Here is a 12,279-nt window from a genome sequence, read left to right on the forward strand (position 1 = left end):
TTTCGCTGCTTACAGTTCCCTGCAATATCTTACGACAGGACCAGGTCCGAAAGCACGGGACTTCCCAAATGGGTCAGAGCTCGCTGCCATACCACTGTGCAATCATGTGCCTAGCTACACTAGCCGCCTGTGGTATGCGCAACTGGCCCGAGGCCAGAGCAGCGCCGAATTCCTCCCGCGTGAACCAGTCGGCGGCATCGGTCTCCTGACCATCCACCCGGATGTCCGTATTCATGGATCTGGCTCTGAAGGCCACCATAAGGGAGGATGGGAAGGGCCAGGGCTGGGAGCCCAGGTACCGCATCTCACCCAGGTTCAGGCCCACCTCCTCCAGGGTCTCCCGCCGGACTGCATGCTCCAGATTCTCCCCGGCCTCGACGAATCCAGCAGTGACTGAACGAAAACCGGGAGCCCACTGCCGATTGTGCTGGAGCAGAAGCCGATCGTGGCTGTCCACCACGGCCATGATCACTGCGGGCTCGATGCGGGGAAAGAGCGTGTGCCTGTCTCCCGATGCACTCCCCTGGCAGATCTGAGCCCATCCAGCCTGGCTGGGATGGACCGGAGCACCGCAGCGGGGGCAGAAGGCCTGGCGTCCATGCCACACGGACAGGGCGACCGCGCAGGTTGCCAGGCCCACCTGCCGCGGACGGCCATGAGGAGCATACTCGCGCAGGGCCAGCCAATCGAAGCGCTGGTCAGCGGCCTGAGCCAGGTCACGAAGAGGACCTTGGACAGACTGACCGGTGCAGGCAAGATCCAGATCCAGGGCCAGCCAGGCCTGACGGTCGGCCTTCCCCAGATAGTAGCAGGGCGGCTCAAACTGGCCCGTCGAGCCTGCCAGAGGACCCCTCAAGTAGGCAGCGGGCAGGGTAGCCAGACGGATGCTGGCCCCGGTGCGACCAGCCAAGGCCCCCTTGCCCCTAGGCACGGCCACCTTCCCGCCCCGAACCAGGATGACACTGGTACCCTCCTGGTCCAGCAGACGGTCAAGCAACCCGGGCTGTTGCCGTGATGCCGTGTCATAGTCCACATCCCCCTGGGCCAAAGGCAAAAAGGGCAGGGGCCCGGTAAGGGCCAGCGGGGAAAAAACCGTTTCAGGATCGCTCATGCTTGCCTCCCTACGCGTTGAACCAGGTCCAGCAGGGCAGCGGCCACCTGGTCTGGATGCTCGACGGCGCTGAAGTGGCCACAGTCGTCGATGGCGGTAAAAGTGACATCGGTTCCGGCCTGACGCATGGCCTGAGCCAGAGGCTCCATGGTGCGTGGAGGGCTAGAGGGATCGCAGCGGCCGCTGACCAGGGCCGCAGGCACTCTGATGCGGCCGACCAGATCACTCTGATCCGGGCGGCCTGCGGCCATCCGTTCACGCCAGGCGATGCCCCGGGGGTCCTGGGACTGTATCCATTCGGTCATGGTCTGTACAAAAGCGGGCGAACGCTTGACTGTGGAATCGCCCTCCTGGGGCCTGGCGAAGTGCATGACCGGATCCAGTGTCCCCTCCACCTCGCAGGTTCTGGCGATCTGCAGCCGGTTGGCTCGGGAGGACGGGCGGTCAGCCTTCATGGTGGTATCGCACAGGGCCAGCCCAGCCACCATCTGAGGGTAAAGCCTGGCTACGGCCTCGACCAGGTAGCCTCCCATGGAAAGTCCGACCCAGATGGCCTTCTGCGCCCCCGTGGCGGCGACCATGTCTACAAAGGCCTGAGCCATGGCATCCAGGGCACCAGGCAGGGCGCCATCAGAGTCAGCTGGACCACAGGACGCCGGCTCAGGCAGGGGACAATCGCCTGCCCCGGGCATATCCGGAGCATAGACAGGGAAGGGGGCCGTACCCGCACGATCCGCCTGGTCGATCAGCGAGGCCGCACACCGATCCCACATGCGATGGTCCACGGGGAAGGCATGGACCAGCACCAAGGGGAGCCCCTCCCCCTGTCGATATACGGTATTGGCAATGGTCATGCCCGCCTCCAAGGATTCACGGCTCACAGCGCACCGGCCCATGTCAGGGCGCTCATCAGCACCTTGCCGTGCCCACCAGGCATCTGGCTTATGAAGGACTCCAGCATGTCGCCCTTGGGCTCGATCCATTCCACATCCAGGGTCTCATCCTGGGGTTTGCAGTCCCCGGCCACCGGCACCAGATAGCACAGAGCAATGGCATGCTGGCGCGGATCGTAATACTCCGAGACCCCTGGCGTAGGGAAGAACTCAGCCACGGTGAAGGGCTGGGGGCTGGCAGGCAGCACAGGCAGGGCCAGCTGGCCCAGATCCTTGGCGATGTTCCTGGCCAGAGCCTCCCTGATGGTCTCGTGGTAAAGAATCCGCCCGGTGATCAGGGTGCGCTCGATGTTGCCCTGATCATCCACACGCAGAAGGGTACCCACCTGGGTGACGGCGCTCATCTCATCCACGCGAACCGGCACTACCTCCACATAGGGCATGGGCAGACAGCGCCGCGCACGGTCGATGGCGTCTCGATCCAGCCATCCAGGGGGATTCGAACCCGAAAAGCCTCGGTTGAAGTCCTCCGGGGTGATGTGTGAGAAGGCACCACGGTCGCGATCGGCATCGAAGTCGTCATCGTCAGGAATCTCGTCGTTCAGCACTGGCATGGTTCCATTATCCGTACCAGGCTTGACCGCCCACAGGACCCCGCCGGACATCTCCACCCAGAGCATATTCGGGCGCTTTCTCCAGCCTTGATGGAATGCTGAGGATTGAAAGCGGTTGCTAAGCACGGGAGCTTCCCGCGCGTCAGTCAAACTACTTCAAGGAGCGTTATCATGGCCACCACGACTATTACTTCGGATAACTTCGAGCAAACCATCAAGGACAACGACCTGGTGCTGATTGACTTCTGGGCCACCTGGTGCGGACCCTGCAAGGCCTTCGGCCCCATCTTCGAGAAGGCTTCGCAGGCCAACACCGACATCGTCTTCGGCAAGGTGGACATCGACCAGAATCAGGATCTGGCCGCAGCCGCCGACATCCAGGCGGTGCCTACGCTGATGATCACCAAGCAGGGGCAGATCATCTTCAAGCAGGCCGGCGCGCTCAGGTCTTCGGACCTGGACGACCTGATCGACCAGGCACGCAAGGCCGATGTGTCAACCCCGGCGCGGGTTTGAGTCAGTCGAGTTGGTTCCGGGACCACTTTGCACTAAAGTAATGATGTGTTTGTCCAGTGACCCTTTCGGCACTGCCGGAAGCGTGCGGTCGATAGGAACTGACCAGTCGACTGATCACTGAGGATCTGTCGGTCCAACAGAGGAGAGTAATGGCGAACCACCGTAGAGGGCGGATGAGTGCGGTCAAGGCTCTGACCAAGCGTCAGTGGCTGCGATTGGCTGCCGGTGTCACCGTCCTCGGCATGGTTATTGGCGCGGGCTTCGTCTCGCGCGACTTCTATACATCCACTGAGAGCTCGGCCAAGTCAGGCGTAACTTCCTACTCCGCTACCCAGAATCTGGGTACAGTGTCCCGTGGGAGCACCAGACAGGCTATCCGCAATGGTGCGGGCGGCGCCAACTCCGATACCTCCTACGTGAATGTGCAGATCAACGGAAAGAACAAGGTGGTGCTGGGCAACGGCTTCACCAATGTCAAATCGGTCCTGGAGGCCGGAGACATCACCCTGCAGCCGGGCGACCAGATTACCCCCTCACTGACCAGCCGGGTCAGTGAGAAGACCGTCATCCGCATCGACCGGGCCAACGCCCAGGTCAAGACGGACGAATCGCCCATCCCCTTCAACACCATCGAGGAGAAGACCGACTCCCTGCCGTCAGGCACCACCAAGGTCAAGACCGAGGGACAGAACGGTGTCATGGAGACCACCAGCCTGGTCACCGCAGCCGGCAACAAGCACCTGACCAGCAACATCTTCGCATCCTTCGTCAAGACCGTCCCCGTGGACAAGGTGATCCTGGTGGGCACCGGCGGTGGCACCCCTGCACAGTCCGGCTCGACCACCACCACGACCCCTGTAGGCGAAGCCCAGAGCATCGCCCATGATCTGGTCACCTCCCGAGGCTGGGGCGAAGACCAGTTCACCTGCCTGGTGCAGCTGTGGAACAAGGAGTCCGGCTGGCGGACCAACGCAGCCAACCCCTCAGGCGCCTATGGTATTCCCCAGGCATTGCCCGGCAGCAAGATGGCCTCGGCCGGCCCCAATTGGCAGACCGATGCCCACACCCAGATCGTCTGGGGACTGGGCTACATCCAGGGCCGTTACGGGAATCCCTGTGGCGCGTGGGCCCAATCCCAGTCGTCCAACTGGTACTGATCCCTTTCTCATAAAACTCAATCAAGAACTTCCGGCAGGCTGGTTCGGCTTGCCGGAAGTTTCTTTTTGTATATACCAAAACAACCAGTCCCGATTTCCTGCCGACTATCCGACCGTCAAGGCAGAAGGAAAGGCATCACCGAGGACTTGGTATTCCAGAGCCATATGATATAAGCTGACTTTGATTGAAACGTCATGCACGCTGGCCATGGGGATTGAGCTGGGGATGCAGATGCCACGTTGCATGCGCCGTTGCTTTCAAAGGGGACTGTATGCAATCGTCATATAGGAATCGTGCATGCTGCGTAGCTTCTCTTGCAGCCATTATCGCCTCAGTGTTGATATTGGGAAACCTCTCGGGGATTGACCTGGCGCAGGCGGATGCAACCGCATCCCCGACAGCATCGCAAAGCACGGAAAATGAAGCTGAGGGGGTGACCCCTACTATACCTAGCTCAACCCAAGCTCCCCCTAATGCTCCAACGCCAACAGTAACTCAAAAGCTGGATTCCCCTATCCAAACAACACCTTCTCCCGCCTTTCCATCCCCCACTTCACTAGGCTCAGCAAGCCCTGCTCCTTCCACCCGATCGACAAGCCCCTGCCTAAATAATCAATGTTCGGTCACTTTTGACACGGCACAAGCTGACACAACGACCCCTGACACTCAGACCGTCCCTTCGGAAGGCCAGGCGAAACGTCCGACCGATCCCACCAGGCACGGGTACCTCTTTGACGGCTGGTTTATTGGCCAGGTAGCCTACGACTTCAACCAGCCCGTCACCAGCAACCTGAAGCTGACCGCAAAATGGACAACCGGCGATGGCCATTGGTCCCTGGCACCTGCACATGGAGCTATATCGGGGGGCACCACCGTGACGGTAACTCCTCCGGCAACCCGGGGCATCAAATTCTCACAGATCACGTCAGGATCCACCCAGTCACTGGCCCTAGGCTCGGACGGCAACATCTATTCCTGGGGCAAAAACGCTTATGGTCAACAGGGCGACGGCACAAACATCGATCACCAAGCCCCAATAAAAGTAGCCAAACCAGCCAATGTACCAGCAGGATTCATTTTCACGAAGGTAGACGCTGGTGATCATTCAGCCCTTGCCATGGGTTCGGATGGCAACCTCTACACTTGGGGATTCAACGCTTCTGGACAGCTGGGCGATGGAACTACCGAAAACCGCAGCAGACCTGCTCCGGTGAAAAAGCCGGATGGGGCCGCGCCTGGATTTACCTGGAAGCAGGCAAACACCAGGTGGGACCACACTGTGGCCTTGGGATCAGACGGCAATCTCTATGCATGGGGACTGAACTCATATGGACAACTCGGCAATACCAGCGTTCCGAGAGGCCCTAACAATCCAGCTGCATATAGCACTAAACCCGTCCCCGTCAGTAAGCCGGCGGGAATCACCCTTACCCGGGCGACCACGGGACGATACAGCTGCTTGGCCATGGGATCCGACGGAAAACTGTATGCCTGGGGATGGAACAGTTATGGGCGCCTGGGAGACGGCACCACAACAGATCGTTTGACGCCAACCCAAGTCCTTCAGCCCAATGGGGTCACGTTCTCGCAATTCAGCGTAGGAGCCGACTACAGTTTCGCCATCACTACGAATGGGGATCTTTACGGTTGGGGATGGAATGACAGCGGGCGCCTGGGAGACGGCACCACAACAGACAGGCATGTACCTACGCTCATACCGCGCCCCGATGGGACACCTGCAGGATTCACCTGGAAGCAGGTCATGGGCAGGGACTACCACAGCATGGGCATCGGTTCAGATGGCAATCTTTATATTTGGGGCGTCAACCGGTACGGCGAGCTGGGCTTTCCGGACGTACCCACCGGTGAGACCAGCACCGTCATCAGACCGCGGCCTGTGCAAAAACCGAAACCCTCAGTGGCCGGACAGGAAACCAGCTGGGTTCAGCTCTACGCTGGATGGGAGCAATCCTTAGCCCTAGGGTCAGACGGAAACCTGTATACCTGGGGGTGGAACTGCGGGGGCCAACTAGGTGATCCGACCATTCCCACAGGTTACGACAACAGCAAAGCCAAGAGGCTGACACCAGGTCTGGCGGCCTTCCCGCTTACACCGGATCTTACTGCGGTCAAATTCGACCAAACACTGGGCAGCAATCTCAAAAAAGCAGGTACAAACTGGCAGGTGGTGACACCAGCTCATAGGAAGGGTCGAGTGGATACGGCCATCACCTGGAATCTCTATGGTCCGCAACCCGATGACATCCTGGATTACACCTATGACCCGCCCACCTATGTCATTACTTTCGATAAGGCCGACGGCAGCCAGCCCAGCAGTCAGTCAGTCATCGAAGACCAGACGGCTTCCAGACCGGATCAAGACCCGATCCGACCTGGCTTCCTATTTGATGGCTGGTTCAACGGCGATGCGGCCTACGACTTTTCTTCCCCCGTCAAGGGTCCCATGAAACTGACAGCCCACTGGACGGCAGGCACCGGGCAATGGACCACCTCTCCCAAGCAGGGTCCTGACAGCGGTCAGACCAAGGTGACCCTGGTACCACCTGCAGTGCGGGGCATCAGGTTCAGCCAGGTCAGCGCCGGCGATGATCATTCATTGGCTCTCGGATCGGATGGAAACGTCTATTCCTGGGGTGCCAATAAATACGGACAGCTTGGCGATGGGACCACAACGGACCGCTTAACCCCGGTTCAGATTCCCAAGCCGACAGGCGTGAACCGATTCACACAGGTCAGTGCAGGAAAAGCCTTCTCATTGGCCTTGGATGACCAGGGCCACGTCTGGGCATGGGGTCTTAACAGCTCCGGACAGCTGGGCAACAATACTGTTGCTACCAATGGCTCATCTGCATACAGCTCCAGCCCGATTCACGTGCAAGCCCCAAGCGGGATGACGGCGACAAACTTCACTCTCACTGGCATCAGTGCAGGAATCACTCATGTCCTCGCAGTAGACGGGCAGGGCAGAGCCTGGAGCTGGGGGTCCAATGAGTTCGGCAAACTGGGTGTCTCCCCTGACACTGTGGCGATGACAGGGATCACCACCAGACCCGTCCAGGTCACAACCCCGCAAGGCGAAACGACGGGATTCCGCTATGCACAGGTCAGTGCGGGAGGCTCACATTCTCTGGCAACTGACACCCAGGGCCGTGCCTGGGGCTGGGGATCAAACCAGAACGGTGACCTGGGCAATACGAGCGATGTGGCGCTTAATGGCTACACCTTCACACCTGTCCAGGCCAAGCCGGGCACCAACCCGACAGGCGGCTTCAAGCCTGTTCAGATCATTGCCGGCAACGGCCGCTCCTCCGCCCTTGATGATCTGGGACGTCTATGGACCTGGGGCGGGAACAGCAATGGAGAGCTCGGCCTGGGCGACACCACCACAAGGACTGCCCCATCTCTGGTAGCCATGCCTGCAAACGTCAACACGTTCACGCAGTTGACAGGCAGCAGAGTTAGCGGCAATTCGCTGGCTCTGGACCAGAATGGAAACATCTGGGGCTGGGGTCAAAACTCAACAGGTATGCTGGGCACTGGAAGCACGGGCAGCCTGAACAAGCCTACAAAGATGGGCAATCCATCAGGCATTGACCACTTCGTCAAGGTCAGCGCCGGCACTGGCCACACCCTGGCCATCGCCTCCAACGGCAGCACATTGGGGTGGGGAAACAACAGCCAAGGAAGGCTGGGAAACAACGCGACACAAACAACTTATTCTCCTGTCAACGTGCTCTTCCCCTTCAGACTCGGCACCCCGTCCGCAGTACAATTCGGAGGCACCTCAGGAACCAGCCTAAGCTCCACGGGGCAGAAGGACGGCGCCTGGACTGTGCTTACGCCGAACCACCAGGCCGGCGACACGACTGTCAGCATCGCTTGGACACTCAATGGGGCTCCACAACCCAACGATGAGACCAATGCCTTCCGTTTCATCCACTATGGCATCCTCCCCCTGACCGGAGAGGCAGGCATCCTAGTGACCATCCTAACCGGCTTGCTGGCCGCAGTCGCTGGCCTGGCCGCCAACCGGCAACGCCTTGAAGCACAAAGCACACAAGGCAGAAAAGCAGCCGCTCGGCACAAGCACTGACAGGCATAAACGAGCAGGGCCCCGCCACTAAAAGATGTCGGGGCCCTGCTGCGGTCTCTGTGCCTGATTCGCTCTATATATGCACCCTCAAACAGTCAGGTCAACCTGACAACAGCATGACGACGAACCGCACTGCTGAGCAACAGCTCTGAAGAATGATGCTTGTGGATGGCTCGTAATTCTAAAACCTGGCTTAGAGTACAGCCTGGAGCACGAAGTCCAGGATGAAGAGGGCAGAGACCGCCCAGATGATGGGGTGGACCTCCTTGCCCTTGCGCTTGCAGACCATGGTCAGGCAGTAGGTGATGAAGCCGGCGGCCACACCATAGGAGATGGAGTAGGCAAAGCCCATGAAGATGGCCGTGAAGAAGGCCGGAATGGCCTCAGACAGCTCGCCCCACTCAATCTCGGCGAAGGAACTCATCATCATGCAGCCCACAATGACCAGGACGGGCGCAGTGGCCGCCGAAGGCACGGCCGAGATCAAGGGAGCGAAGACGGCGCTGAGCGCGAAGCAGGCGGCGATGACCACCGAGGTCAGGCCGGTTCGGCCACCAGCTGCGATGCCCGCTGCGGACTCCACATAGGTGGTGGTGTTGGAGGTGCCGAAGAGGGCGCCGATGGAGGTCGCCGTGGCATCGGCGAACAGAGCCTTATCCATCTTGGAGCTGAAGCCTCGGCCGTTTTCCAGAGCCTGCTCGTCCTCGGCTGAGAAGATGCCTGAGCGCCGGCCGGTGCCCACAAAGGTGCCGATGGTGTCGAAAGTGTCCGACAGGGAGAAGGCGAAGATAGTCACCAGAACCACTGGCAGCTTGGCCGGGTCGGAGAAGAGCGCAGGGAATCCATCCTGACTGAAAATGGCCAGGAAGGTCTGCGGCAACTGTGACCAGGCCTGACCCAGATCGACCGACTTGGCCATGCTGGTGACCCCCATGGGAATGCCCAGGAGCGTGACCACGATGATGGCGATGACAAAGGCGCCCTTGTTGATGAAGGCCAGGTGACCCTTGAACTTGAAGATCAGCAGGAAGACGGTCAGCAGCAAGCCGATGACGAAGAGAATGACCCCAGGGGTGTTGAAGGTGGTCAGCCCAGGGTTGGCGCCGGCCGCCGAGGTCTTGTCAGGGGTGAACTTGATGATGCCCACATTGAGCAGACCCACATAGGCGATGAAGACGCCAATGCCGCCACCGATGGCGTGCTGAAGCAGAGGCGGAATGGCCTGGATGATCATCTTGCGGAGCTTGGTTGCCGTGACCAGGATGTTGATCAGGCCACACAGGAAGACCATGCACATGGTCTGTTGCCAGGTGAAGCCCAGCCCCTTGACCACGGTGAAGGTGAAGAAGGCATCCAATCCGACTCCTGGCGCCACGCCGTAGGGCACGTTGGCCACCAGCCCCATGATCAGGGTGCCGATGATGGCAGCGATCAAGGTGGCGAGAAAGACGGCGCCCCAAGGCATGCCCGCTGTAGAAAGCACCGAGGGATTCACCACGATGATGTAGGCCATAGCGAAGAAGGTGGTGATGCCCGCTACCACTTCTGTAGAGACTGTGGTATTATTATCCGAAAGCCGAAATAGCTTATGCATATTCGATTCCTTATTGTCTTATTTGGCGATGAGACAAGGAAAGAATATCACGAGCTCTCGGCTTTTTCTGTTACAAGTCCCCCCTATTGAGTTCCAATACCGCCGCAGAACTGTCCGCTCACCTATAATCGGCATACCGGCAGGGCCCTGAAGCCTTCCTTACCTGGGGATGAGTTGAAGGGCACTGCGCTTTCTAGGAGGGGCATATGGCCAGGAACAATCACTGGGACCAGGACGATCAGAAGCAGTATCAGCACGTGCATGACAGCGAAGTCGATCGTGGACAGGATGAACGCACTGCCGAGCGGATTGCAGCCGCCACAGTCAACAAACAACGCACCCGCGAGGGCCGCACCCTGCGCCAGGAGCAGGAGCGTCACGACCAGGGCAAAGACGACAAGAAAGACGACAAGAAAGACTGAATCCTCAGAGGGCGCCCATCAGCAAGTGCGCCAAAACCATGAGGACCGCACCGATTACCGCAGTCAGCGCCAGGGTGAATCCCGCCAGACGGGCGTTGCCAAGAACCTTGTCAGTGAACATGGTAGCGAAAACCGCCGTGGGAGCCAGACAACACAAGGCCACAGCCTGACGGATCAAGGGTTCGAAGGGTAGCAAATACCATGCGGCCGTCGCGAACAGGATGCCGAAGGGCAGTCGCCAGGCCAGAATCTGCAGTACGGACTTAATATCATCCCGTCCTCCTGGCAAGTCCATGAGCATGCCCACCATAAGCATGGAGCAGAAGGCGTTGGCCGCCGAGAATGGCCGGGTGATCTGAGCCGACCAGTCCGGCAGCGAGATTCCGGCCAGCGTGAAGCCCACCATGACCATATAGGTGTCGAAAGAGGGCGAGCTCAGGAAGCCCTTGGCTATGGAGACGGCTGCGGCCTTGCGATGGAGTTTGCGCGCATCAGGGTCATCCAGCTTGACCGGTTCCCCCGCATCGGGATCCAGGGACTGGCCGGGTCGAATATGCAGAAGCCCCTGGGTCATGACGTTGGTCCCCGCAGAGACCATGATCGAGTTGCCGATGTCGAACATGGCGGCGGGAACCAGAGCCGCTGTGCCGAGCAGCGACTGAAGCATGGGGAAACAGAAGCACCCGATGTTGAAACCCGATCCGTTGAGCATAAGAAAAGCCCGCTGAGCCGTAGGCCGATGCCTGCTGGTCAGGAAAATGGCCAGGGGCGGAATCAGCGAGGCCACGAAGGCAAAGGCCGAGACCAGAAGCAGGCTGGGATCGTGAGGATTGGTGGCGAAGGAGTAGATGATGGCCCCGGGCAGGACCAGGTCGAACACCACGGTCTGCAGCACCCGATAGTCCAGCGGACGAAAGAGTCCAAAACGCTTGAACAGGTAGCCCACCAGGATGATGCCCAAGAGGGTGGCCGGTTCCAGCAGTACTCCCATGCCCTCGCTCCTTCCGTGGATGCCGGAACCATGATACCTGACGGGCGGGGGCGCAGACCGGTTCTGTCTCAGCCGAAGCGACCGGAGATGTAGCGCTCGGTGTCCGGCTCGTGCGGGTTGGAAAAGATGGTAGTGGTGTCGTCCATCTCCACCAAGTGACCAGGCTGACCCACCGCCTTGAGATTGAAGAAGGCTGTATAGTCCGAGACCCTGGCGGCCTGCTGCATGTTATGGGTGACGATGACGATGGTGTAATCCCGCTTGAGCTCGTTGATCAGATCCTCCACAGCCAGGGTGGAGATAGGATCCAGGGCCGAGCAGGGTTCGTCCATGAGCAGGACCTGGGGGTGGACGGCCACGGCACGGGCAATGCAGAGTCGCTGCTGCTGACCGCCCGAAAGCCCAACCCCTGGCTTGTCCAGGCGATCCTTGACCTCGTTCCAAAGGTTGGCCCCGCGCAGGGCCCACTCCACCAGATCGTCGGCGTCAGACTTGGCGATGTGCTTCTTGTTGAGCCGTATGCCGGCCAGGACGTTCTCCCGGATGGACATGGTCGGGAAGGGGTTGGCCCTCTGGAAGACCATGCCCACGTCCCGCCGGACCTCGACCGGATCCACGTCCGGTCCGTAAAGGTCTCGACCCTCCAGTAGCACCTGCCCGCTGACATGCGCCCCCGGAGTGATCTCGTGCATGCGGTCCAAGGTGCGCAGGACCGTGGACTTGCCACAGCCGGAGGGACCGATGAAGGCGGTGACCTTGTTGGCCTGAATGCGCATGTTCACGTCTTGGACGGCCAGGAAGTCGCCGTAGTAGACGTTCAAATGGTTGATGTCTATGCGTTGGCCCATGTTCCGGCCTCCGTTCCT

General features: G+C 59.9%; 10 protein-coding genes and 1 pseudogene. 5 read left to right on the forward strand and 6 right to left on the reverse strand.

Features of this window, described 5'->3' with window-relative positions; genetic code table 11:
• Positions 1-73: 73 nt before the first annotated feature.
• The 3 genes from nudC to LPC22_RS04125 are packed head-to-tail and all read right to left on the reverse strand — an operon-like array spanning position 74 to position 2,618.
• Entirely contained in the window at positions 74-1,111 is a 1,038-nt protein-coding gene (gene nudC / locus LPC22_RS04115) for an NAD(+) diphosphatase (protein WP_229132550.1), read from the reverse strand.
• On the reverse strand, positions 1,108-1,965 hold the full coding sequence (locus LPC22_RS04120) for an alpha/beta fold hydrolase (RefSeq protein WP_229132552.1): 858 nt from the start codon (positions 1,963-1,965) through the stop codon (positions 1,108-1,110). Before LPC22_RS04120 ends, nudC begins: the two co-directional genes overlap by 4 nt.
• A gap of 23 nt (positions 1,966-1,988) precedes the next feature.
• Positions 1,989-2,618 (reverse strand): NUDIX hydrolase family protein, encoded by a 630-nt coding sequence (locus tag LPC22_RS04125; protein WP_229132828.1) that lies wholly within the window; start codon positions 2,616-2,618, stop codon positions 1,989-1,991.
• A 171-nt stretch (positions 2,619-2,789) separates the two neighbouring features.
• On the opposite strand from LPC22_RS04125, the gene trxA reads away from it, so the two are divergent.
• The 4 genes and pseudogenes from trxA (at position 2,790) to LPC22_RS04140 (ending at position 8,406) form a co-directional block, all read left to right on the forward strand.
• Entirely contained in the window at positions 2,790-3,134 is a 345-nt protein-coding gene (gene trxA, locus LPC22_RS04130) for a thioredoxin (protein ID WP_121914428.1), read from the forward strand.
• Positions 3,135-3,283: 149 nt separating this feature from the next.
• Positions 3,284-4,291 (forward strand): resuscitation-promoting factor, encoded by a 1,008-nt coding sequence (locus LPC22_RS04135; RefSeq protein WP_121914427.1) that lies wholly within the window; start codon positions 3,284-3,286, stop codon positions 4,289-4,291.
• A 272-nt stretch (positions 4,292-4,563) separates the two neighbouring features.
• Positions 4,564-5,094, forward strand: a pseudogene (locus LPC22_RS08475) (InlB B-repeat-containing protein); the annotation flags it as partial.
• A 72-nt stretch (positions 5,095-5,166) separates the two neighbouring features.
• Positions 5,167-8,406: an RCC1 domain-containing protein gene (locus tag LPC22_RS04140; protein WP_229132561.1), complete on the forward strand. Its 3,240-nt coding sequence runs from the start codon at positions 5,167-5,169 to the stop codon at positions 8,404-8,406.
• Positions 8,407-8,599: 193 nt separating this feature from the next.
• On the opposite strand, the gene LPC22_RS04145 is transcribed toward LPC22_RS04140, so the two are convergent.
• Positions 8,600-10,000: an NCS2 family permease gene (locus LPC22_RS04145; protein WP_024627443.1), complete on the reverse strand. Its 1,401-nt coding sequence runs from the start codon at positions 9,998-10,000 to the stop codon at positions 8,600-8,602.
• A 206-nt stretch (positions 10,001-10,206) separates the two neighbouring features.
• On the opposite strand from LPC22_RS04145, the gene LPC22_RS04150 reads away from it, so the two are divergent.
• Complete coding sequence (locus tag LPC22_RS04150) at positions 10,207-10,422, forward strand: hypothetical protein (RefSeq protein WP_229132564.1); 216 nt, start codon at positions 10,207-10,209, stop codon at positions 10,420-10,422.
• Between the two features lie 4 nt (positions 10,423-10,426).
• Here the strand turns inward: LPC22_RS04150 and LPC22_RS04155 are convergent, their stop codons facing one another.
• Positions 10,427-11,413, reverse strand: a complete 987-nt coding sequence (locus LPC22_RS04155) for an AEC family transporter (protein ID WP_229132566.1) — start codon at positions 11,411-11,413, stop codon at positions 10,427-10,429.
• A gap of 68 nt (positions 11,414-11,481) precedes the next feature.
• Entirely contained in the window at positions 11,482-12,261 is a 780-nt protein-coding gene (gene pstB / locus LPC22_RS04160) for a phosphate ABC transporter ATP-binding protein PstB (protein WP_229132568.1), read from the reverse strand.
• Positions 12,262-12,279 lie beyond the last annotated feature (18 nt).

Source organism: Bifidobacterium mizhiense (genome assembly GCF_020884755.1).
Classification (GTDB): domain Bacteria; phylum Actinomycetota; class Actinomycetes; order Actinomycetales; family Bifidobacteriaceae; genus Bombiscardovia; species Bombiscardovia mizhiensis.